22 protein-coding genes and 4 pseudogenes are annotated in these 22,795 nt (G+C 40.8%); 5 read left to right on the forward strand and 21 right to left on the reverse strand.

Features of this window, described 5'->3' with window-relative positions; all coding sequences use genetic code 11:
- Nucleotides 1-307: 307 nt before the first annotated feature.
- From BXP28_RS25225 to BXP28_RS14770, 14 genes and pseudogenes are all read right to left on the reverse strand, one after another.
- Nucleotides 308-454 (reverse strand): ADP-ribosyltransferase, encoded by a 147-nt coding sequence (locus tag BXP28_RS25225; protein ID WP_311854282.1) that lies wholly within the window; start codon nucleotides 452-454, stop codon nucleotides 308-310.
- Nucleotides 385-822, reverse strand: a complete 438-nt coding sequence (locus BXP28_RS14725; RefSeq protein ID WP_226989788.1) for an ADP-ribosyltransferase — start codon at nucleotides 820-822, stop codon at nucleotides 385-387. The genes BXP28_RS25225 and BXP28_RS14725 overlap by 70 nt, the downstream gene beginning before the upstream one ends.
- 95 nt (nucleotides 823-917) lie before the next feature.
- Nucleotides 918-1,841 (reverse strand): anthrax toxin lethal factor-related metalloendopeptidase, encoded by a 924-nt coding sequence (locus BXP28_RS14730; protein WP_023483368.1) that lies wholly within the window; start codon nucleotides 1,839-1,841, stop codon nucleotides 918-920.
- Nucleotides 1,842-1,976: 135 nt separating this feature from the next.
- Complete coding sequence (locus BXP28_RS14735; RefSeq protein ID WP_023483236.1) at nucleotides 1,977-3,200, reverse strand: IS256 family transposase; 1,224 nt, start codon at nucleotides 3,198-3,200, stop codon at nucleotides 1,977-1,979.
- An 88-nt stretch (nucleotides 3,201-3,288) separates the two neighbouring features.
- Nucleotides 3,289-3,447, reverse strand: coding sequence for an ADP-ribosyltransferase (locus BXP28_RS25230; protein WP_367869715.1), 159 nt, complete (start codon nucleotides 3,445-3,447; stop codon nucleotides 3,289-3,291).
- 213 nt (nucleotides 3,448-3,660) lie between these two features.
- A complete protein-coding gene (locus BXP28_RS24390) occupies nucleotides 3,661-4,914 on the reverse strand; it encodes a hypothetical protein (RefSeq protein WP_052752956.1) in 1,254 nt (417 codons plus the stop codon).
- Between the two features lie 44 nt (nucleotides 4,915-4,958).
- A complete protein-coding gene (locus tag BXP28_RS24395) occupies nucleotides 4,959-5,177 on the reverse strand; it encodes a hypothetical protein (RefSeq protein WP_235430653.1) in 219 nt (72 codons plus the stop codon).
- Nucleotides 5,131-5,580 carry a binary toxin-like calcium binding domain-containing protein gene (locus BXP28_RS24400; RefSeq protein ID WP_023485463.1) on the reverse strand — a complete coding sequence of 150 codons (450 nt, stop codon included), beginning with the start codon at nucleotides 5,578-5,580 and terminating at the stop codon, nucleotides 5,131-5,133. Before BXP28_RS24400 ends, BXP28_RS24395 begins: the two co-directional genes overlap by 47 nt.
- On the reverse strand, nucleotides 5,564-6,247 hold the full coding sequence (locus BXP28_RS24405; RefSeq protein ID WP_051427946.1) for a binary toxin-like calcium binding domain-containing protein: 684 nt from the start codon (nucleotides 6,245-6,247) through the stop codon (nucleotides 5,564-5,566). Before BXP28_RS24405 ends, BXP28_RS24400 begins: the two co-directional genes overlap by 17 nt.
- 19 nt (nucleotides 6,248-6,266) lie before the next feature.
- Nucleotides 6,267-7,289, reverse strand: coding sequence for a TULIP family P47-like protein (locus BXP28_RS14745; protein ID WP_036655407.1), 1,023 nt, complete (start codon nucleotides 7,287-7,289; stop codon nucleotides 6,267-6,269).
- Nucleotides 7,276-7,557 carry a TULIP family P47-like protein gene (locus BXP28_RS14750; protein WP_036655409.1) on the reverse strand — a complete coding sequence of 94 codons (282 nt, stop codon included), beginning with the start codon at nucleotides 7,555-7,557 and terminating at the stop codon, nucleotides 7,276-7,278. Before BXP28_RS14750 ends, BXP28_RS14745 begins: the two co-directional genes overlap by 14 nt.
- A gap of 103 nt (nucleotides 7,558-7,660) precedes the next feature.
- Nucleotides 7,661-9,061, reverse strand: a pseudogene (locus tag BXP28_RS24410) (TULIP family P47-like protein).
- Between the two features lie 105 nt (nucleotides 9,062-9,166).
- Nucleotides 9,167-10,507 (reverse strand): annotated as a pseudogene (locus BXP28_RS14765) (TULIP family P47-like protein); the annotation flags it as partial.
- 291 nt (nucleotides 10,508-10,798) lie between these two features.
- Nucleotides 10,799-11,023: a hypothetical protein gene (locus tag BXP28_RS14770; RefSeq protein ID WP_036655412.1), complete on the reverse strand. Its 225-nt coding sequence runs from the start codon at nucleotides 11,021-11,023 to the stop codon at nucleotides 10,799-10,801.
- 529 nt (nucleotides 11,024-11,552) lie between these two features.
- Here BXP28_RS14770 and BXP28_RS24415 point away from each other — a divergent pair.
- The 5 genes and pseudogenes from BXP28_RS24415 (at nucleotide 11,553) to BXP28_RS14790 (ending at nucleotide 14,255) form a co-directional block, all read left to right on the forward strand.
- Nucleotides 11,553-11,831 (forward strand): helix-turn-helix domain-containing protein, encoded by a 279-nt coding sequence (locus tag BXP28_RS24415; RefSeq protein ID WP_235430654.1) that lies wholly within the window; start codon nucleotides 11,553-11,555, stop codon nucleotides 11,829-11,831.
- 260 nt (nucleotides 11,832-12,091) lie between these two features.
- A complete protein-coding gene (locus BXP28_RS24420; protein ID WP_198041875.1) occupies nucleotides 12,092-12,970 on the forward strand; it encodes a hypothetical protein in 879 nt (292 codons plus the stop codon).
- 302 nt (nucleotides 12,971-13,272) lie between these two features.
- Nucleotides 13,273-13,608: pseudogene (locus BXP28_RS14780) on the forward strand (response regulator); the annotation flags it as partial.
- 2 nt (nucleotides 13,609-13,610) lie between these two features.
- Nucleotides 13,611-13,916, forward strand: a complete 306-nt coding sequence (locus BXP28_RS14785; RefSeq protein ID WP_036655414.1) for a HAMP domain-containing protein — start codon at nucleotides 13,611-13,613, stop codon at nucleotides 13,914-13,916.
- A gap of 9 nt (nucleotides 13,917-13,925) precedes the next feature.
- A complete protein-coding gene (locus BXP28_RS14790; RefSeq protein ID WP_023485455.1) occupies nucleotides 13,926-14,255 on the forward strand; it encodes a sensor histidine kinase in 330 nt (109 codons plus the stop codon).
- A gap of 347 nt (nucleotides 14,256-14,602) precedes the next feature.
- Here BXP28_RS14790 and BXP28_RS14795 read toward each other — a convergent pair whose 3' ends face one another.
- From BXP28_RS14795 to BXP28_RS14825, 7 genes and pseudogenes are all read right to left on the reverse strand, one after another.
- On the reverse strand, nucleotides 14,603-15,469 hold the full coding sequence (locus BXP28_RS14795; RefSeq protein ID WP_023485454.1) for a UbiA-like polyprenyltransferase: 867 nt from the start codon (nucleotides 15,467-15,469) through the stop codon (nucleotides 14,603-14,605).
- Nucleotides 15,459-16,898, reverse strand: coding sequence for a menaquinone biosynthesis decarboxylase (locus BXP28_RS14800; protein ID WP_023485453.1), 1,440 nt, complete (start codon nucleotides 16,896-16,898; stop codon nucleotides 15,459-15,461). Before BXP28_RS14800 ends, BXP28_RS14795 begins: the two co-directional genes overlap by 11 nt.
- Nucleotides 16,899-16,911: 13 nt before the next feature.
- Entirely contained in the window at nucleotides 16,912-18,186 is a 1,275-nt protein-coding gene (locus tag BXP28_RS14805) for an aspartate aminotransferase family protein (protein ID WP_023485452.1), read from the reverse strand.
- 35 nt (nucleotides 18,187-18,221) lie between these two features.
- Nucleotides 18,222-20,144: pseudogene (locus BXP28_RS14810) on the reverse strand (peptidase U32 family protein).
- 132 nt (nucleotides 20,145-20,276) lie between these two features.
- Nucleotides 20,277-21,080, reverse strand: coding sequence for an energy-coupling factor transporter transmembrane component T family protein (locus tag BXP28_RS14815; protein WP_036655417.1), 804 nt, complete (start codon nucleotides 21,078-21,080; stop codon nucleotides 20,277-20,279).
- A gap of 16 nt (nucleotides 21,081-21,096) precedes the next feature.
- Nucleotides 21,097-21,963 (reverse strand): energy-coupling factor transporter ATPase, encoded by an 867-nt coding sequence (locus tag BXP28_RS14820; RefSeq protein ID WP_036655420.1) that lies wholly within the window; start codon nucleotides 21,961-21,963, stop codon nucleotides 21,097-21,099.
- Entirely contained in the window at nucleotides 21,939-22,772 is an 834-nt protein-coding gene (locus tag BXP28_RS14825; RefSeq protein WP_023485447.1) for an energy-coupling factor transporter ATPase, read from the reverse strand. The genes BXP28_RS14820 and BXP28_RS14825 overlap by 25 nt, the downstream gene beginning before the upstream one ends.
- Nucleotides 22,773-22,795 lie beyond the last annotated feature (23 nt).

The following is a 22,795-nucleotide window of genomic DNA, read 5'->3' on the forward strand; positions in this document are numbered from 1 at the left end:
AAAAAGTTTACACATAAATCTTGACAGACCCTCGGATTCCCTTCTAATCTTCTCATGGTCTCTTCCTTGAACGTTTTAATTTTCCCATTGTCTTTTACGCTCCTTTACCGTTACTGTGATTAAAACACAAATGGACCCACAAGAGGGGCTCTTTTTTTTAAGTGTCCTTCTTGCGGGTCCATTCAGGCTTACTAAGATGCTTATTGAATTTTTATTTGATTATTCTGGCTTCAACTTTTAATCTTTGTGATCCGCCATTAACAATAGTCCTTATATTATCAATATAATATTGAGTATTCCTGGGTAATTACAGCTCAAGTTGGCCGGGAAAATAGCTGATTGGATCTACATACCCGGCATTGTCCCCTTTAGGAACCTTTAATTCTATGAGAACGTTTCTTGCCGGAATTGTATTCCAAGAACTATTGATGTGCTTAAGTATCCCCGCTCCAATAGCACAGTCCCTTCGAATTGTTCTCTGATCTTCATGGCCACTTCCTCATTAACTTTATTCCCGTTCATTAAAGTTGTTTGGAATTCTTCTCCGAAAATGATTCCGTCCGTCCCTCGATATACTGTTATGGAATCATGTAGTTTTGTCTTTTTTAACGCTTTGTCCATTAATTCAATTTTCTTGTCCATTTCAGGATTGGGACCCAAGTTCCCGTCATTTTCTCGAAGATAACTATTTATAGGACTGGCGTTTTTGGTATATTCCGTAATTTGTCTTTTTTCGTTCTCTTTTAATACTGATTTCCATCTTGAATATTTTTCTTTCCCCCATTTTTTAGCTTTTCCTTCATCAATACGAAAATTTATCATAATGGCATTCACCTGCTACCTGCACAACATTTTAGTATCAAGCATTATCTACATCTTCTCAATTAAACGCTTACCAGTTGTTTTATGAAATTGATTTAATCCTCTACATATTCCTTTATTTTATTTTTTATATAATCAACCGCTTTTGCTGCTTCTTTTTTAACGGCATCCTGTTGTTTAGAATCTGTAGAATACATTGCTTTGAATACTTCCGCAAAAAATTCTTGCGCGTTGCTCTTGGCATAATCCTTATATGTTACTAAACTGGTAATATTATTTTTTTCTTCTTCATAAATCGCATTAAATCTGGCACTTTTGGAAGTATCATTAAGTAACACTACATCCACCACATGTCCCATCTCATGTATTAATCCTGTAGATGGCACTGTACTTTGGTCTAAATGTTGAATAAATATTTCGTGATTCATTCTTAGATAAACTTTATTATCCAGAACGCTAAATAATCCCCTCGGGTTATGTTCACTAATTTTCACATCTTGAAACACTACGGAATCTAATTCATCAACAGCATCAGTTAACAACTTCGACGGTAACTGTTTGATTAAAGCATTAATTGCTTTTTTCGCATGATCTATTGTATAGGATTCAAATCCCCCTCCAATATCTAACCGGACAAAATCAGTATCTTTATTTAGCATTTTGTTTAATGCCGCTTCCGTCTCTTTTACTTTATGTTCAATCTCCTCTTTTTTGATTAACCTTGCTTTTACTTTAATGACTTGTTTTCCGTTTTCTACAATAATCTTCGGCTTATTAAATACGTTATGCGAGATTTCTATCGCATAATCCGTTGGCAATACCGTTTGTCCATCTCCAAAATGGCCTAAATAGGTGCCTTTCGGCAGTTCTAACTCCGCTACATAATGCTGTCCTGTTTCTCCCCCGGAAAGTGTTAAATTTCCTGTTTTTAAATCTGTCAAATTTCCATATTTATACTCTGTTAAGACAGTTTTAATTTTTCCAAGGTCTAACCGGTGATCCCTCTCCCCCACCAACATTTGCAATTCATTCGAATAGCCTAAATCTACGGGATCAAAATGGGTATAAATGATTTGTCTTTCTTTTAATTGATTAACGGGTTGTTTAATCGATCAAGTCCAAATTTGTGTGTAAATTCCCTCAGCTAGACTGTGCTACATAATGCGAGTCACTTTGGCATCGGACTTTGGCCGATCCTTCCGCCATTCCATGTACTCGGTCATGTCGAGATATTTCTTGCCGGCTGCCCATTTTTCATCCTGTTCCATCAATAGAGCACCAATAAGACGAATCACGGATTCACGGTTTGGGAAGATGCGAATGACACGTTCCCGGCGTCTAACCTCTTCGTTGAGACGCTCAACGCTATTTGTCGTGCGCAGCCGTTTTCGGTAACGCTCTGGCAGCATTAAGACGGCGGTAGCATCGTCAAATCCGCTTTCCAGCACGCCCATCGCCTTACCCGCCTTATCTTCATAAGCCGCTAAGGTCTGTTTTAATAAAAACCTTGCCGTTCCAGTATCAGGAGCATCTAGAATCGACCGTAGACGGCCATGGATCTCATCCTTCAAGGCTTTGGGTGAGGCTTCTAATACATTTCGCGTGAAGTGAGTCTGGCATCGCTGCCATGTTACCCCTTGCAGCTGCTGCCGTACCGCGCGTACAAGGCCGCCATGATCGTCGGAGGTAATGAGATCCACACCTCGTAATCCACGTCCTTTTAGAGAGCTGAAAAACTCACTCCAGCTTGCTTCAGATTCTGTGTCACCCAGCATCAGGCCAAGGACTTCACGATAGCCCTCGGTGTTTACACCAATGGCAATCATGATGCCTCGTGAGCGTACACGACCGTCTTCACGGACCTTGAGATACATCGCATCTACGAGAACAAACGGAAAGAGGCTGTCTGCCAGGCTTCGATTATTCCAAGCAGTTACGATGGGATCCAGCCGCTTACAAAGGTCTGAAACAGTGGATTTAGAAAACTCGGTTCCGCAGAGTTCTTCGGTTACTTGCGAGACTTTACGCGTAGAGACGCCGTTTACGACCATTTCCATCATCGCTAAGATTAACGCTTGTTCACTTCTCTGGTAACGACTAAAGAGCTCTGTCGTGAACTTCCCGCCACGGATGCGCGGAACACTTAGTGTAATGGTTCCCACCCGCGTATGCAGCCCATGTGGATACGATCCATTCCGGTACGCTTTTCGATTCTCTGTTCGTTCATAACGATCTGCTTCCACTTGTTCACTCACCTGTGCTTGTAAGACTTGGTTCAGTACAGACTCGAGCAGCTTGGCTACACCCGCATCCTGAGAATTTCCCAAAAATAGTTGATGCAAAAGCTGCGAATCTACGTTAATCTGGTATTGAGCCATTTCATAACACCTCGTATATTTAGAATTTTGTGTCCCAACATTATTCTAACTGAGGGCTATGAATATGGCTCCTTTCATTTTTTGGAACCTAGCTTTTTACACAATTATACGGACTCAACTGTTTAATCATGATGTCCATTTCTTTTATTTGTTTTTTTAATTGTTCATCTGTTAGTTCATCGATATTTCCACGAACTTCTTTCAATTTTCTATTGATCTCTTTTGATGATCTTTTAAATGCTTCGATTGTTTCTTGACGAGTTTGTGGTAATGTTTTTTTTCAAGCCGAATAACGTTCTTTACTCCATGCTTTGGCTTTACGTTCATCTTTCTTGAAATTCAGAGGTTTTTTTCCATCTGTCATTCCACCATATCTTGTTTTTTTAATAAAGTTAACTGAATCAGCCACGTATATAATGGGGGGACAAACCCGCCATAAAGACGAGGTTTGTCCAGGAAATCATAATTCTCTTAACAAAAAATATTGACTATCTTTTACTTCGTCTAATGTCGCAATTTGAATTGGTATTAGATTATGCGGTTTTTCGATGTCATAATCCAACACTTTACTTCTATCTGCGGCGCTCATAATGTTAAAGCCTTTTTGACCTTTTTTAAAAAACCAAAGCTGACGATCTATACCCATGTTTTTCATAAAAATTAATTTCTGATTTTTTCTATCCCATGTCAAAACTTTCTCTACTTGCTCGTCGCCAATGAAAAATGCTCCCCTATTTTGATAGTACTCCAACTTAAATTCTTGTTTATAATCTGAAACCCATTTATTGATAATTGCTTCATCCTTATAATTGGTAATATATTTTTCTAAATCGGTAGATGCAAAATAAATGTCCTTTTGATCATATGTCTTGGAGAAATCTTTATTCTCCTCTTTTAATTTGTCCCACGCATCCCCTATCTTCACAATTGAGAAATTATCAATATATATAGATTGTGTACTATTAGTTGAAATAATGATTTCTTCAATTGGAACTTCGAACGCTTCAAACATCACCTTTTGCCTATTGTATTCTTTAGGAGTATTGAATTCTCTTGTCATTAGTTCTGTTCCAACAGTAACCTTGCCCGTACCATTTCCTTTAACATCCATGGAAATAAGATATTTAGAATTTGCATCTAATCTGATTTTGTAGGTTACTTCTTTATTCGGTTCTATCTTGTAACAGCTGCCATTATTTAAACCATTAGTTTGGTCGTATGAACCTCCGTCCCAGTTTCCATTTTTATTTTTGAAATCATCCCATACTACAGGGACACTGATTTGAATATTCATTCCCGGCCGGATTGTCATATCGTAAATATTTTTTATATTTTTATTCCTTTCCAATTCCTTTTTAATCTTTTTTTCTGTTTTTCTATCATAGATGAAATGTACCAGGTTCGGACTCAGAATATGTGCTTCATCCGTATACTCATTTTTAAAATACCAATTTTCTCCGTCTTTATATGCTCCTATCGATTTTATCAATGCTTGACCCAGTGTAAGTTCCGGTGTAAGGTCATTTGGATTATCAGGGGCTTTTGCTGCAATACGGCGCTCCATCATCGGGCCACCTTTTATATCAATCAGGATTCCGGTTGTTACGCTTTCGATTTGCGGGATATAATTCGCCCACTCATTCTCTTCTATGACTACTTGTCCGCCTGCAGGGTCTCTTTTCGCAAACGCCCCTTGGAATTGAGTAGTTTCCAATTTTAATTTCTCTCCGTTTTCCAGTCTGTCCACTTGATTGATATTCATGGAAATAGGGTAGAACTGAACTGGTCTAACGTATTTAAGGCTATAGCATGTAAATGTCTTCTAGGATACGTTTGATCAGGAGGTAAGCTGAAAGCTTCCTGGTTCATTTGTCCTGTAATGGTAGCAATCGTCTCTTTCCCTAAAACTAAATTTGTTGTAGGAATAAATTTATACACAGGAGCTGTTCCTGTAGTTGTAATAGCGGATATTAGCATTCACATAGGCTGCCTGTGCAGCGTTTAAACCTAATTGTTCCGACCAGTCCTGTCCTGAAGTCTGTGCAGAATTAACCGTATGAGTAGACGTATGCGAATAATGGCCGGTAACGGAACCTGAAAACCCTTGAAAAAGGGAAAAACCCGCACTCACATCAATTCCTTCCGTATTGGAGGCACTGGAACTGGAAGACGTCTCCCGGCTGATACTCTTTCCTGATGATGAACTAAATTCCTTATTATCGGAAAGAACAAGCCTTTCCATCCCCACCGTGATACTTGGATACGCTGCAACAAGCGGGTCCCAAGCCACTTTGTTTATGTTACGGTCTATACTTCCGCTGGCTTTTTCCAAATCAGAGTAGGGGTCCCCGGCTGTATGGGATTCATAGGGATTGGACACATATTTTTTGTATCCCTTTTTTTGTATTGCTCTTCCTTTTTTTCCCTTCCTCAGTGGTATTATCAGGCCAAGGATAAACAACATGATTAACTACTGTATATCCGTTTATTTCCCATTCATCATAAATCCCGTCCTCATCAGTATCTTTAAGTTTTTCTTCATTCCCCTCCGTTCCGGGTACAATGCCCGGGGGAAGACTATCAAAGGAAACTTTTTTGGGAATGGAGAAGTCTTCTGCCGCAATCTCTTGAGTTTCTTGCTTGTTACATGTATATTTCACTTCAAATTGAAACAAGTCTTCTTGCTCCACTTCCGGGTTTCCAAAATAGACGATAACAAAGGAATAATGTTCTCCTTCTGTCAGTGTGATTTCATTATCCTTTAATTCTTTTCCGTCCACAAACATATGTGTATACGGATTTGAACCGGTTATAAATGTATATAAGCCTGTTTGCTTTGGAGTAAAGTCGGCAATCCATCGGGCTGATTTTACTTTCTTTTTCAAATCAGCTCCTTTCAACTGGCCAGGATCTATCTTAAACCCATTTATACCATGCCCGCTGACAAAAGCCGGTTCATCCAAATTCTCCCCATAGAAAAATTGGCCCACGGACTTTAGTACTTGTTGATCTTGTTGATTATCCCCTGTTCGGCTAATTTCTTTCATCGTTCTTCCCACCTTTTTATTAACTTTTTCCTTTTATGCAAAAAGCAACATCCAGTATACAATCTGAAACTTCTGAATTGTCCATACCGCTCCACTTCACTACTTCACTTCTTAAGTCACCAATAGAAGTATTTGTATCTATTTTGATACTTCCGGCAACGGAACCGGAAATTGCGTCAGTGACAAAATGTATAATAACATCCACTATAGGAGCCGCTATTCCTAATACCCATATCCACCATGGAATATGGCGCTCGTAACTTACTTTTGGATTACTGTCAGGCTTAAATTCAATTTTTTTCGTATTTTTATTAAAATAAAAAGTATTTTTCGTTTCGACTTCAAATGTTACATACGAGTTTGCCAGACCCGTAATGTCACATTCTCCCGATGCTTTCATACGAAGGCTGTTACCTTCGACTTGTATTTTTAAATCTTTTAGTACCGGATAATAATCTATTAGACCCCATCGTACCGAACCACAACTTATATTCCTGTTATTCTTAATGATCCCGCTTGTATTCGATGTCCCTTCAAATTTAAAATGGTCTTTTGTTGTCCCATGGCCAAATGAATTGGGTAACTCCGGCATAATGATACGCTCCAGAAACAATCGTTCAGACAGCACCAGAAAACTGTCATGATTATTATCCAATATTGCACCGTCAATCGCCTCTGTGAGTCCTGATATGTCCCGATTCGTTACAACAGAAAGAACTGACAAAAATCCTTTTTCTTGGCTGGAAGTTGGAGAATAATAAGAATATTTGTACTTTTTAGGTTGCATCCACGGAATGTCCGGTGATATATTCAGTTTTGCAAAAATATAAGATATTTTCTCTTTGTTTGCTATAAACATATATGCCAATATTAAATTTAAAATTGTGTAAATCATGCTTCCTTCAGCAAATACATTATTTATATCCGGATTAATTACCGTAACTGCCCCTTCTTTTTGATCCCCTTCCTTCTCACCTTTAACTTGAAAGTTAAACATTAACTTCTGAATATAGGAATCTTTTTTGTCATCAAAAAAAACCAAGTTGAACTTCTAAGAGAGGGCATATACCGTTTAATATTGTGCGCTTCCCCATAAAGGTTAGCTCCCCCTCTTTCGCAAGTGTTTTCATTCTCAAAAGTTTACTTGATCCCCCGGGAACAATCTCCCAATTATCAAAGGTTACGGTAATAGAACTATTTTCATCAGCATAAGTAAAAGTTGTTTTATTTTCACTCATATATTTCTTTAATTGCTTATTTATACCCTCATTAGAATTCACATAAAGGATATCCCAACCGTAAGTATTCAAAATAATACCTTCTTTCTAATTAACCGTGTCTGTTTCATTTCATACAAACTTGCCGCCTAATTGGAGCGGTCCTGCTAAACCGGCATAATCCAATTTAAAAGTTTCACTGGCATTCCAAATCTAAAAAAGGTTCGACACTCGGGGACGTATTAACATTCCAATCTTGAATAATATCAGGAGTTTTGGCCAACAACCCCGTCAATATCGCTATGACAATGGATCCTATAATTAATGATGCCCCTGCTGTAAATATAGCTAATACAGCTTCAGCTAATAATGCTATAATGACCGCTATAACATCCCATACCCAATTATCACCTTCTTTTATGACGTAATGTGTTATAGTAGGCTGCCCAGCCTCTTCATATGCTATAGTTTGTTCGCCTTTTCCATTTTCCGCCAGTTTTAGCTTATACCAATTTGTTGTTCTACAACCTACCACTCCACCTATTCCCACAGAAGTTTCTGTGGCCGCTTCAAGCTTCAGTGTATCATTCACTAAACTTAGGCTCATTTCTGTCATATACGGATCGTATCTTGACCCTTTCACTTCTACCCTGTCTAACTTAATTTTTCTGTCTTTTTTCAATCTCAATATATATTGATATTGACCTGCCTCCCCACTTGCATTGATTACCTCATAGTCATTGGTAGTTGAATATTCAAACTTCATTGGTAAAGTCGGTAATACTACATCTAATAAAAAGCGTTCTTGTGCGATCAGAAAACCGGCATTCGATGATTCCGGAATAACATAGGCATCCAATTTTTGCTGCTGCTGGATTCCCCCTTTTCTTCCTCCTGTCATACACAATACTCCTAACAAGCTTTTGTCTAAGTTTTCTTCAATATCTGTGTATGCATAATCGACATAAGAAGGTTTGCACCAATCCCACGGTTTCTCATCACTAATATACAGATTCAAGTTAACTACACTAAAAGTGTGGTTAAATTCTTTCAAGTTCAACGTTAACCATTTAATGATTTACTGCATGAATAATTCCTTCAAGATCGTTTGGATATCAATAAACAAACTGCTTTTCAATTTCCACGGGAAAAATAGGCCTTCAACATTTTTTAGCGAGATACCTATCACTACAGGATCAATTGGATCAGAACTTTTTGATTTAATTTTCAAATCAAATAATTGTTCATTGGTTGCCGTATTCGATAATATGTTTTCGTGTGGAAGGTAATTAAGCTTAACCTGGACATTCAAATCCGCGGATTGAAATCCAAATTCACCTGTAAATATATCCTCGTTCAGAAATGTTCGAAAATTCTGAATAGGTATATTCATTCGAATACTATTTCCGTCACCGCCGGTAATAATTTGCCATTCTCCAAAATCCCCTTTGAAATTATGATTTGAATCATGAAGCTCAAAATGTTTCGGACTGCTTTTTTGTTCCTTTATTATACGGTTCACCTCTGCAATAGGAATTGCAAATACGGTATCCCAATTAAAAGTACTGGTTGAATGGGTAACGGCCACGTCCATCATCCCCTCATTTCTTTATTAAAATTTGATATTGGGGAACGTCTTGTCCGGCACTCCCCTCAATGAAATGCAATCTATTAAAGAGAAGGATTGCTTTTGACCAAATCCTTATTTATTTAATCTTCCGCCCATTAAATAAATACCTTGAAGTTGAGCCGTTTCAACTTTAAATTCACTGTTATCGGGCCATCTTACAGCTCCTACACAATTTGCTAGAAATTCATTGATGGTTGGAAGTTTTGAATATTCTTCTTTTGCAATGTATTCTAAATATTTGTATATCATAGTTGGAACCATTCCTGCAGCCGCTATTGCAACCATTTGACTAAATACTAGAGCTGTTTTCCACGATATTTCCCAAATTCTAGACCAGAGTGTTCTTTGTTGATTTACTACTTGGTAAATTACCTCCTCTGAACCGAGACTAATCACAGAATTAGCCCTGCTTAGGTTACGTGCTGTTAATTCTAGCCCCTCATTTATAGCTTCTTGAGAAGCTTTGACCCCTACTTTACTCATTAACTCTCTTAAGGAGACCACTGCTCTTACCAGACCATTCCCTACTTTTTTGAAAAGTCCTTGAATATATTTAGATGCAGCTCTAAAAGTAGAACTGACAGCTGAAAAAAGTATTCCTGTTGCTACTGATAAAGCCATTCCTACTGCAATTTCTACAATCATTTGTTCCCTTTGATACCAATCTTCAAGTGTATACGTGAATGTTAATGTAGGGTCATTTGCTTCTGTTGGAATTAATACATTTTTATATTCTTTTCCTAATTTATCAATTCCACTTTTAAGATTTAATGTATAGTGTTGGTTATAATTTACATGTCCGATAATTCCTCTGGCTTGTTGCCATGTAAGATCTTCAATATCTAACACCATTTGATTATTACTAATATCTAATTTAAACTTTTTAGGATCAATCCAGGCATCCTCATATTTATCTTCAGAAACTTGTATATTACCAAACTTAATTTTATTTTTGTTTTGGATAAACAGTCCATTATTGGTTTTCTCAAATTCATCTGGAGTACCAACTTGCATAATATTTAGCCCTTGTGTCAAAAATTTATCTACAAATAATGGCATATCAATCCCAAAGGCTGATTCATTATTAACTGCGTGTAATAATCGCGCATCTACTGTATGTTGTGGAAATTCATTCTTATGATTCTCTACCATCGCCATAACAGAGAATACACTTTTATCCAAATCGGGATTACCATTATTCTCCACACTTGCTACTCCATAATAAGCCGTCGTCGGCTTCAACCATTGGAAATTTTCATCTTTTGCAGTTTCTTGCAAAAGAAAGTACGAAAAAATATTTTCGAATTTATTGATGTTTTCATTTAACCATTCTTTAAACATACTAGTTACGATACCGTTCAACAACGGGCTTTTAAGCTCTTCGGAATAGTAAGAGTCCACAAGAATCACTGGGGGATTCTGGTTTTGGTCACGGTCTGTTTTTACTTTTAATTCAACTGGATTCCCGTCATTTAAACCTGTAGGGTCTTCAAACCTTTTTTCTAAAGAGCATACATTTTTTCATCTATTAATGAAAAAATGTATGTTCAGATTGTAGGAAAAATAAAAAAACGAGAGAGATTACCCTCGTTTTTTTAGGAGATCTAATCATATATAAACTCATTGAATCTCTGAAGCATACATCTAAAACACAATTTTTTCCAATATCATGATTACCTAATCCAAAATTGCTCCTTTAATATACTAAGTAATTCCTTCATTTTTGATATTTTCCATCCATAACCTTGTGCCGTAATATCTTTGTTTATAATAATGTTCGGCGGTAGATCTACGCGTCGCTAGCAAACTATATGTTTTTTCTGTCCAGGGATACTGAGGATCTGAAGTGATTACTAGTGTTCCAAATCTTTGTCTTGATGATGGCTGGCTGCCCCCTGCTTCAATAGTTCTTTCTATATCTCTTTTCATTCTTTTCCCCCGCTTTCCAGCTTATAGATTCTCTTGATTGAAATCACAAGCATTTTATCTTTTAATTTTTTTAAAAAGACAATTAAATGACAAAATTTGAACACTCAAAGTTCCCAATTGTAATTTTGATGTCAAAATATAAATAAATTCAGATCTTTATGCAACTTTTGGAACTCTTTCGGGAAAAAAATGACAAATAATGTTTCTAAATATGAAATGAAAGATCGAGGAATGAAAATGTCGGATTTCGCAGTTCTTCGTGGTCCGGCACATATTCGGAAGAATTTAGAGACAGTTTCTGCCCTATTGCATAAAAATATTTTCATTAATAGGTGAAAATATTTATGCTTTTTTTAAAGATATTTACGTTAATTTTAAATTAAACAATTCTTCCAAATGTTATGACAATTATGAAAAAAAACCTATCAAACCAAGCCATATAGTATCGTTTTGAATACCAAGTTGATTCGGTATCAACTTCAGCAGATTAGATTTTGTTATATATATTTGGTTTTGGAGGGAAAAGCAAATGGATAAATTTATTATTCAATTAATTCAAAATAAATCAATCATTCGAAAACTCCATATCTTAGAATCCTTAATTGATAACAATGGTATAGTATCTTCAAGATTTTTAGCGCGTAAGCTGCAATGCACAAGCAGAACTATTATAAGTGACATTTCCCAAATAAAACAAATTCTCCCAAACAATTGGGACATAATAAGCGTCAATTCTAAAGGGTATTTATTAAAAAAAAGATCCTTTAGATCATCTTTCAAGCGTTATAGCCACTTACCTGATAAATAGTGAAATTTATAAGATTTTATTGGGAATATTTAACAATAAGTATTATAGCTTAGAAAAATGGTCCCAAATACTGTACCTGGACAAATTAACATTAAAAAAACTTAAATAATTTCAGAAAAATACTTAAAGATTTTAAAATTGATTTTAATTTCAGAACAACCATTCAATTAATTGGAAAGGAATTGAACATCAGATACTTCTACATAATTTTTTTTTACAATATACAAAAATACAAAGAAGTTTTCACTCTGGACCCTAACTTGCAACAGAAAATTGAAAATATTATTAGTTTTCATAAAATTGATATAGATTATAATCTATTAACAATAATTACCCATGTATCAGTAAACAGAAATATACATAAACATTTTATTTCAAAAAATCTTAATACTGAATACATATTTAGCTCTGATAAGATAGATTGTACCTATGCTATTATATCTGAAGTTGAAAATTTTTATAAAGTTTTCTTTCCCAAAAGAGAACTTAACTTTTTCACCCTATTCTTTTTCATAATCTCAGAGGGTGATATTGAAGAAAAAACTAAAATTAAGAATTACTATCATAAATTACATAAAAAAACTTACGATAAGCACCTGACTTTAATTAATATGATTTCATGTGAAATAAATATGAATGACAAAGTAATAGAAGGAATTAAACACGACATTCATTTTTCTTTACATAAAATCTATACATTTAAGCGCCTCAATTTACCATTAGATTACTTTTTGGGGGAATTTAAGACCGTACCTCATGAATTAATAGACGGTTACAATATTATTCAACCTCTTATTACCTCTTGGAATAAAATAATTAATGAAAACAGATTAACTGAAGATGAAATCTACTATGTAACGTTCAATATTCTATCTATTTTCCTTTCAAATTATAAGAAAAAGGTTTTATTGCTATTATCCGGGCCAACAACCTGGAAAAAATTTATTTATCATAAATTAAATAATGAATTCGGTAACATTCTAAACCTTCAAACAGAACCTGGCGATACTACCAAATTCGATTTTATTATAACAAATTACAAAATCAAAAATACTCAAGTCCCTGTAGTTTGGATTTCAGATCAATTGATTCTGAATGATCTAAAGCCTATTAAACAACTGCTTAATCTATCTTTATAAGCCTTTGTTCATTCCTAACCGAAATCTAACTTACTCTCTTGTATAATCGGGCCATGGTTGATAAGCAACCAAATAAATTATACGGAGGAAGCATAATGAAACTAATGAAAATCGAAACGGGATTATTAGTAGCCGCTATCATTGGAACGGGCTCAGCCCTTACAGCTTTTGCCGCAAGTGATGATGCACGGATGGCAGCCGGAAACTGGGTTTCCAATGTCCAACATGCGAAAGCCAAGATGCCTGCCAAAACCAGTGATACTGTACCTGATGAAACAAAGGCCAACTCAGACTCAGACAACGTGTCTGCTGAAATCAAGACATACGCAACAGGGGAAATGCCTGACAACATGCCGGAAGATGCCCTGGAGCTTATGGAACTCAATGAATATGATCTGGTCATTCTTGACCTGAATATTCCCGGAATAGACGGGATAGAGGTACTGAAAACGCTTCGGCATACCAAAAAAGAGTTAAAAGTTTTAATTTTATCCGCACGTAACGAAGTTGAAGATAAAGTGTCAGGACTTGATGCCGGTGCAAACGATTATCTTTCCAAACCTTTTGATTTCAATGAACTTGCAGCAAGGATACGAAATCTTTTACGATGGTCCTTCACCCAGACGGAAAGTGTTATTGTGTGAGCAGTATTATTAGCAATAATCACGATAATACAGGGTTGGATAGCGCCATTTCTGCTATTGCAATTACGGAAGCGCAGGAAGGATTTTCAACGCAAAGTGTCGCAGCTATGGTCTTCATTATTATTTTGGGTCTCTGTGCAACCTATTTCATTGTTGGTAATGCATTAAAGCCGCTTACCCAATTAAGCCTGCGCATACGAAATATAAATGAACACAATCTAAACACAAAAATAGAGGCGAAGGCACCAGATGATGAAATGGGAAGCCTGACAAATTCGTTTAATGCCATGCTGGAGAGATAAAATTATCTTTTGCAAAATGCCTTTTTCAATATTATAGAAAATTCCATTAAATACAATAAAGAGAACGGGGAAGTTAAGGTAGCCTTAAATAAATTAACCGGTGGCAAGATATCGATTTCTGTTACAGATACCGGAATCGGGATGACGGATGAATGTATTCCCCATATTTTCGAACCTTTTTACAGGGCGGACAAATCGCGGTCCCAACATATTCCGGGTAATGGACTGGGTTTGTCTATTTCAAAAACAATCATTGAAAAGCATGGCGGGGAAATATTGGTAAAGAACATTTCCAACTCGGGTACGAAAGTTACTGTATTTTTCCCATACCCTTATTAAGCTAATGTCTGACCGGCCAAATTTAGCGCATGGCTCCTTATAGACTTTGATAAGTCCCAGACTGTCGATAAAGTCTTTGAATTCAACGTTAAGGTAAAAGTTTTTGGCTGGAAAGCGATAGCGTGCGCCTTTAATTCCGGAGAATAACGATCCATACTTTCATTCAGAATTCCCTGGAATTAAGAGCACCGGAAGCAAAAACTTATACCTTTTCATTTCGGACATACTTTGTCTAGACGCTCTAATAAGTCCATATTTGTTGTATCCCCTATCTTTTTCCCACGGTACGGTAAAACCCCCAAGGTTATGGAAAAATGTCATCTTCTCCATCCTTGAGGGTTTTTCCTTTAAACAAAGAAATCTGTCAGCGTAAAGAACAGGATTATCATACTGATCACCTGGTTGAGATTATAGGAAGCGAGATTCATCCTTCTCCTGTTGGCAGGCTTTACGATGTTGTGTTCCACGGCCAAAAGAACCGCAGCAAGTGCAATTCCCGACAAATAGAAAGGTCCCAAATCCCGGATAAAATAAAGAGCTATAAGGAGCAAAACCATAATGGCATGAAGCCCCTTGGAAATCATCAACCCGTTCTCCAAACCAAAGTAGCTTGGTATAGACCACAAGCCGGTTTTACGGTCGAATTCAATATCCTGTGTCCCGTAAATAATATCAAATCCGGCAATCCACAGCATAACAATCGTCCCCAGTATGAAGGGGGTAAAAGCGAATTGCCCTGTTATTGCAAACCAGGCACCAATAGGAGCGGATGCGATGGTAAAACCTAAATACAGATGACTTAACCACGTAAATCTTTTGGTATATGAATAAGAAGAGATCAGGATAATCGCAACCGGCGACAGGAAAAAACAGAGCGGGTTCAGCATGTACGCAGCAAGGATAAGTATCGCATAATTAATGGCGATAAAGACGGCTACTTCCCGCTCCCCCAGTTTTTTTTGCGGCAAATGGCGGTGTGCAGTACGGGGGTTTTCCGCGTCGAACTTCCGGTCCACCAGCCTGTTGAAGGCATTGGCACCGTTGCGTGCTGCCACCAGAGCGATAAGAATCCATAACCATTTCTCCGCAGAGGGAAAGCCTTGGGCCGCCCAGATCATCGAGATCAAGGCGAAAGGAAGAGAAAAGAGCGTATGGGAAAACATGACGAGCTCGCCGAACATTTTTACTTTGTGAACCGCCTGCTTAAAAACCATACTCTTGCCATCTTTCATCCACGAGCTTTTTCACTGTTTCCGACATTTCAATATCGTCCGGCCATTCCCTTGTATGCCCTTCACTCGCCCATTTTTTCGTAGCGTCAATACCGATCCTGTTCCCATAAAGAGCCGTAGGCGAAGAATGGTCGAGAGCATCCAGTGGCCCTTCAGTAATTACTAAATCCCGTTTAGGATCAATGTTGTTAAATACTTTCCACATTACTTTGGATACATCATGCGGATTAACCTTCTCATCCACAACGATAATCATCTTCGTGTACATCATCTGGCCCATCCCCCACAAAGCATACATGACTTTCTGGGCATGTTTCGGGTAAGCCTTCTTGATCGAGACGATGGCACAATTATGGAAAACTCCCTCAAGCGGTAAATTCATGTCTACCAGTTCCGGCAGCTGGATCTTCATTAAAGGGAGGAAAATCCGTTCCGTCGCCTTGGCGATGTAACAGTCCTCCATCGGCGGTTGCCCGACAATGGTAGTCGGGTAGACCGGCTCTTGCCTGCGGGTAATTTTCTCTACGTGAAACACCGGATACATATCAGCCAGGGAATAATATCCCGTATGGTCTCCAAAAGGCCCTTCCAGCCTCATTTCATCCAAATCCACATAACCTTCCAGAATAAACTCCGCTTCGGCCGGTACATAGATATCATTTGTAATGCATTTCACAACTTCAACGGGAGCCTGTCGTAAAAATCCAGCAAAGATCATTTCATCGATCATCTTCGGCAAAGGAGCCGTGGCTGAATAAATCATGGACGGGTCACATCCCAGCGCTACGGCAACCGGCATCTTTTTCAATCCAAGCTTCCGGTATTTCCCGTAAATCTCCCTGCCGTCCTTGTGCAGATGCCAATGCATGCCTGTTGTTTGCTTATCATACACCTGAAGCCGGTACATCCCCATATTTTGCTGCCCGGTCTCCGGATCCCTCGTGATCACAAGCGGCAAAGTAATAAATCTTCCCGCATCCTGAGGCCAACAGTGAAGCACCGGCAATTTCGCCAAATCCGGCTCCTCCACCACTTGCTGGCAGGCTGCCTTTTTCACCTTTTTCGGAAACACCTTGGAAAGCTTATACAAGTCCGGAGCCATTTTGATTTGATTCCATAGCCCTTTATAATTGGCCAGATCCATAAACTCTTCAATCCGATCCGCAATTTCGTCGAAGTGATTCACACCTAGCGCCATGTTCATCCGTTCATAAGACCCCATACTGTTAATAAGGACGGGATACGGTGAACCCTTGACGTTCTTAAACAGCAGGGCCTTGCCCGCTTGCTTGGAGACGCGGTCAGTAATCTCCGTAATCTCCAAATGGCTGTCCACTTCCGCTTCAATAATATGCAGCATCCCTTTACGGTCCAGGTCCTGGATGAATTCCTGCAAGTTTCGGTAGGTCATCTTCTCTCTCCTTCTAAGACTGGCAGCCGGCTATCACTTCATCCAAAGCAACCAGCATGCTGTTCAAGTCCTCTTCCGTAATCACAAGGGGTGGCTGAAAGGCCAGAACATTGCGCCCTACACCGTTTTTGCCGATCAAATAACCGCGGTCTTTCATTTCCTCCAGAATCCGGTCCACCAATACAGCTCCCCGTTCCGGATTCTCCGCACAAATCTCCACCCCAACCATCAGGCCAAGTCCGCGTACTTCACTTACAATCTTGTATTTGAGCATCATGTTCAGCCCGTGCATCAATGTATTCCCAAGGCTCTCCGCACACTCCGCCAAATTATGTTCTTGAATGTATTCAAGTACAGCTATCGCCGTAGCAGAAGATACCGGATTTCCTCCGAAAGTAGAGGCCGAAGGCCGGTTAAAGGCGGATGCGATCTCATCTGTCGTGGAGAAGCAAGAGATAGGGATACCGTTGCCAAGCGCTTTAGCCATCGAGAGGATGTCCGGTACTACTCCGAAATGCTCCATTGCAAACATCCTGCCTGTACGGCCGAAGCCGGTCTGAATTTCATCTGCGATAAGCAGAATGCCATACTGTTTTAGCAGTGCCTTCACTTCACGGAAATACCATGGAGCGGGTACGATCATGCCCCCGTTACCCTGAACCGGCTCCACGATCATGGCCGCAAACGTTTCCCCCTTTTCTTCGAGAAGCCGCTTCAGTTCATCAAGCGAACGATGGGCAGCTTCTTCAGATGTTAAGGAGACATCATGTGGACGCGAAATAAAACTGACTTCGGCATCCAGGTAATCATCTGCACGCCACATAGGCAGTCCGGTTACCCCCATCGTCAAGTAAGTGCGTCCGTGCAGTCCTTTATCCAAAGCGATGAAGTTTCTGCGCCCTGTATACAAACGTGCATGCAGCAGCACTCCCTCATTAGCTTCCGAACCGCTGTTACAGAAGAAAGTCCGTCTGATTTGCCCCGGGAGGATACGCTCCAGCCGCTCACACAAATCTGCCATCGGCTGCGTCAGGTAAAGGGTCGTCGTATGCTGCAGGGTTTCCAGCTGACGGATAGTGGCACGCGTAATCTCCTCGTTACAGTGGCCACAAGCAACAACGGAAACTCCGGCGAAGCAGTCCAGGTACTGTTTGCCGTTGTCATCATACAGATACTGCATGCGGCCCCTTACAATTTGCGGAGGCTGCTTGTAGAAATGGGCGGTACAGGGATAAAAATATTGCTTGCGCTTCTTCAGAATGGCTTCGGCTCCTATAGCCTGGTTCATATCTGTCTACGCTCCTTTCCATATGGACGCCGGGGTTAAAATTGCAATGTTCCCAGCGTATAGCCTGCATACACAGGTTTCATTTGTCTATACAAAGTCTCTGCCTCTTCCGGCTGCTGCAAAGCCTGTTTATAGGTTTGAATGATATGTTTGAGCTGTTCGGTTGTGTATGTGCATCCCTCAATGCGGAAGTGCCCCGCACCGGCTCCTATCAGCTGGGAAAGAAACGGAAGGCAGCAAAGTTCCTTGGATAAGGTCAGATGATTTCGTCCGAAAGAATCTCTATATACCGGATTTTCCCCTTTGTCAGTAAGCAGTACGAGATATTTATTATCTACGTACGCATTGTCCTCTTCCGCTATCGGTTCCATCACTTCCGTATTTTCGTACAGATCATGATCCATGTACATCACAACCGGGGAACCATGCACAATGACTTCTGTAGGAAGAGGATTGTTATGAATCAGGTTTACGAAATCCTCAAGCGGAAGCTCCAGGGAAGCTGTCATACGGCGTGCCCCAAAGTCGGCATACACTTCGGCAGCCTTATGGTTATACAGATTCAGATTGAAATCCCCGATCATGGGATAGCCAAATTTATAAAATTTATCCATGGCCCCGATGCTTGTCACCAGCAGGCCGTCCAAATCCAGTTGCTTTGCACTCAGAAGTTGATAATACTGCTCCGTCTGCAGTTCATTCATCATCCGGGGCATGCCCAAATAAAGACGGGTATCCCCTTTTAACCGAATCAGTTCCTCCACCTCTGCTTTTGTGAACGGAAGATCCGGAAGGAATACATCACCGGACAGATATAAATGTTCCACACCTTGTTCCAGCGCCATTTTGGCCTGTTCCATGTTATTGACTCTTACACACAGTTCAGGTTCCTTGCGTTCACGGTTATGCTCCTGCATGAGAGCCTCCTGAATTTCCTCCAGACGTTTATCACTTATTTCCCTTTCTGCAGTAGGTGTACTGAATACTTTGCCCGTACTGTAGAACTTGCCCGTTCCTTCATAACGGCGGTTAATGTTGGACAGTCCCGGTTTGCCGAAGGCATAAGCCGTTGAGAAATCCCTTTTCCGGTTTTCGAACAACTGCTGCTGGTCTTTACGGCGGTCAAATCCGACAGGGTCTTCAATGTACCGGTCGATGGCTTCCCCATAGCTGTTCACAAGTTTGGTAAGGAACTCTTTTTCCCTCATGCGGCCTTCAATTTTAAAGGAGCAAATGCCCGATTTGATCAGCTCCGGAATATGCTCGTACATATACATGTCTTTGGCAGCCAGCGGATATTCTGTGGGGAAGACATAACCGTCCCTTTTCACCCGATAGTCCCATCTGCAGGGCTTCAGACAGCGTCCCCGGTTACTGCTCATGCCGAACAGGAATGAACTGTACAGGCAGTTCCCCCCGTTCACCGAACACATATCCCCATGAACAAAATACTCGAACTCCATCCCCGTTTTGGACTGAAGATACTGGGCTGTCTGCAGGTCCATTTCTCTGGAGGCCACCACCCGGGTAACTCCCAGCTTCTCAAGAGCTTCAATCATCTCCAGGTTGTGCACATTCATCATGACGGAAGCGTGAACCGGAATACTCAGGTTCATCTCCCGAATCAGGGCAAGAATGGCGAAATCCTGTACAATAATGGCATCCGGCTATACGCCGTCCAGAAATTGAAGATATTTGCGCGCCTCCTCCAGGTCTTCTTGGTTAAGCAGATTATTTACGGTCACATAGACCCTTTTTCCGAGTTCATGGGCTATGCAAACAGCTTTTTCAATTTCCTCATAAGAAAGGTTATATCCCTTGCGGATCATCCGCATATTCAGACTGGGACCGCCAAAATAGACGGCATCGCAGTTTGCCCGTATAACCGCTTCAAAAATCTCAAATGTGCCTGCCGGAGCAAGCAGTTCAATTTCTTTTCCGTTAAAATATCTTGCCATGATGTCATCCTCCGTCGCTTGTAAGATATCTCAAGTGTAACAAGGCCCGACGATGTGCTTGTGTGAAAAATCACACGTTTATACCTCATAGGCGGGGCGATACTGTGAATTTTATCATGGAACAAGACGGGACTACAACCAAATTCCCCCTGATATTACCAGAAAGACAAGCAAAAGAAATGAAGCCAAGAACAGGCTGTCATTTCTCGACCAGTTCAACCTGTGATACCGGGTTTTGGGAGCACCGAGCACATATCCCCGAGATTCCATGGAATGAATCAGGTCTTCCGCACGGCGAAAGGAGCTTACGGTAACGGGGACCAACAAAGACACGAGCATTTTTCCTTTTTCCACCCAGGGAAGTTCCTTGATATCCGCTCCCCGCGAAGCTTGCGCCTTGAGAATTTTTTCCGTTTTTTCGAATATGGTCGGAATGAACCGGAGTGCGAGACTGATCATAAGAGTCAGCTTCTCGGGGGACAAACCTACCCATCCAAGCGGCTTCATCACATCCTCCAATCCTTGTGCCAATTTATTCGGTGTAGTGGTAAACGTAAGAATGGCTGTAAATGAAACCAGCATACCCATCCGCCATACTGTAGTACAGGCCAGAATTAATCCTCCTGAGTGGACCTCCGCTACGCCAAGCGAAAAAAGAGCTGTTCCGTCTTTGATAAATAACAGATGGAACAGAAAGATAAACAGCATGAGAAACCGCAGCGGTTTCATCGCCTTCACATAGGTACTTAGCGGTATTTTGGAGCTGAGCAGCATCAGGATGGAAAAAACCGTAACGAGGCCATAGGAATCCGGATCATCCGTGACTAAAATGACAATGCAATACAGCACCATTGCCGTAATTTTGGCCCTCGGGTCCATTCTATGGATCCAGGAGCCTGTCTCTATATATCTCCCGAGGATAAAAGCATCGTTCATGCCGCTCCCCCCTTCCTTAACGGTCAGAAATATTCCCCAGTGCGGAAGCGATTGTCTCGGCGGCCTTCTCCGGTGAAAAACCGGATGGGTCCAGTTTAACACCAAAGCTCCGCTCTAAGTTGTGAAACAACCGGATGGACTTGGGAAGCTCTATTCCCTTGCTCTCCAACATAAGGGACTGGTGGAAAAACTCCTTTTTCGAACCTGCAAACAGGACACTTCCCTCATGCATGACCACAATCCGGTCGGATAATTCGAGCAATTCATCCAGACGGTGAGTGACCAGAATGACGGTTTTGTTTTTCTCTGTGCTTAGGCGGTGCAAAAGTTTCATTAAATCCTCACGGCTTTGAGGATCAAGTGTGGCCGTTGGTTCATCCAGCACAAGGACATCCGGGTCCATCGCGAGTACAGAAGCGATGGCAACTTTACGCATTTGCCCGCCGCTAAGCTGAAAGGGACTGCGCCCCAGCAGTACCGGGTCCAGTCCCATCAGCTCCATGGCCTGATGTGCCATAAGCTTCGCTTCCTCCGGACCGGCTCCGAAATTCCGCGGACCAAAACACAGGTCCTTCTCAACCGTTTCCTCGAACAGTTGTTGTTCGGGAAACTGAAAGACCAGCCCGACACGCCTGCGGATCTCCTTCATGTTTTGTTTTAAACCGGGCCTTATTGTCATGTCCAATACGCGGACAGTACCTTTGGTCGGTCTAAGAATACCGTTCATATGCTGCACAAGCGTAGACTTGCCGGAACCGGTTGCTCCTATAATAGCTGCAAATTGACCACTATCAACAGTTAGGCTGACCGCTTTCAGAGCCTCCTGCTCCAGGGGGCTCTCCGCCTGATAAGCATAGCTTACTTCTTCGAATTGAATCGGCATAGCTCTTCCAACAGCTCCTTTTCCCCGAGATGCAGACCTACCTGAATTCCTCTTTCCCTTAGCCGCCTGCATACCTGCATATGAAAAGGCTCCTTCAACCTGCATAAAGCCAGCAGCTTTTCGTCCTGGAAGAGCTCCTCCGGAGTCCGGTCTGCCGCCACGTTTCCCCCGTTCAAAACAACCACCCGGTCCGAAGCGGCGATCTCATCCGTATCATGAGTAATGGTAATCATCGTATATCGTCTTTCCGCCCGCATCTGCTTCATGAGGCTGATGATGTTCCGTTTGGCCCTCTCATCGAGCATCGAGGTTGATTCATCAAATACGACAATATCAGGCTCTACAGCAAGCACTCCGGCAATAGCAACCCTTTGTTTCTGCCCGCCGGATAATTGGCTGGGGTGCTTATCCAGCAGGTCCGCAATCTGCAGTTTATAGGCATATTGATGGAGCCGCTGCTTCATCTCCTCTATATCCAGACAGCGGTTTTCCAGGCCGAACACTATATCTTCTTCTACCGTTGTGCCAACGAACTGGTTATCCGGATTTTGAAAAATCATACCCACCTTCTGCCTTATTTCAACAAGCGTATCCGGCATCACTTCCATAGCACCGATATAAACTCTCCCTTCGGAAGGGGCCAATAGTCCGTTTAAGAGTTTGACTAGTGTAGATTTGCCTGAGCCGTTAGCGCCTGCTATGGACACCCATTGTCCTTCAGGTATGATCAAATTGATCTGTTGAAGAAGCGGTTCCCCCTCGCGGTAGGCAAATGAAACGCGGTTCAGTTCTATCAAAGGATCCCTCATTTTTTCCTCTCCCGCTCTTTTTT

Origin of the sequence: Paenibacillus larvae subsp. larvae, assembly GCF_002003265.1 — a bacterium.
GTDB lineage: Bacteria > Bacillota > Bacilli > Paenibacillales > NBRC-103111 > Paenibacillus_H > Paenibacillus_H larvae.

Bases quoted from the DNA above. Each gene is read 5' to 3' on its own strand.
- BXP28_RS14725 (WP_226989788.1), bottom strand. From the start codon at position 822: ATGATAAATTTTCGTATTGATGAAGGAAAAGCTAAAAAATGGGGGAAA.
- BXP28_RS14730 (WP_023483368.1), bottom strand. From the start codon at position 1,841: ATGTTGGTGGGGGAGAGGGATCACCGGTTAGACCTTGGAAAAATTAAA.
- BXP28_RS14735 (WP_023483236.1), bottom strand. From the start codon at position 3,200: ATGGCTCAATACCAGATTAACGTAGATTCGCAGCTTTTGCATCAACTA.
- BXP28_RS24395 (WP_235430653.1), bottom strand. From the start codon at position 5,177: ATGCTAATATCCGCTATTACAACTACAGGAACAGCTCCTGTGTATAAA.
- BXP28_RS24405 (WP_051427946.1), bottom strand. From the start codon at position 6,247: ATGAAAGAAATTAGCCGAACAGGGGATAATCAACAAGATCAACAAGTA.
- BXP28_RS14770 (WP_036655412.1), bottom strand. From the start codon at position 11,023: ATGAAAAGAGATATAGAAAGAACTATTGAAGCAGGGGGCAGCCAGCCA.
- BXP28_RS24415 (WP_235430654.1), top strand. From the start codon at position 11,553: ATGGATAAATTTATTATTCAATTAATTCAAAATAAATCAATCATTCGA.
- BXP28_RS14795 (WP_023485454.1), bottom strand. From the start codon at position 15,469: ATGGTTTTTAAGCAGGCGGTTCACAAAGTAAAAATGTTCGGCGAGCTC.
- BXP28_RS14800 (WP_023485453.1), bottom strand. From the start codon at position 16,898: ATGACCTACCGAAACTTGCAGGAATTCATCCAGGACCTGGACCGTAAA.
- BXP28_RS14805 (WP_023485452.1), bottom strand. From the start codon at position 18,186: ATGAACCAGGCTATAGGAGCCGAAGCCATTCTGAAGAAGCGCAAGCAA.
- BXP28_RS14815 (WP_036655417.1), bottom strand. From the start codon at position 21,080: ATGAACGATGCTTTTATCCTCGGGAGATATATAGAGACAGGCTCCTGG.
- BXP28_RS14820 (WP_036655420.1), bottom strand. From the start codon at position 21,963: ATGCCGATTCAATTCGAAGAAGTAAGCTATGCTTATCAGGCGGAGAGC.
- BXP28_RS14825 (WP_023485447.1), bottom strand. From the start codon at position 22,772: ATGAGGGATCCTTTGATAGAACTGAACCGCGTTTCATTTGCCTACCGC.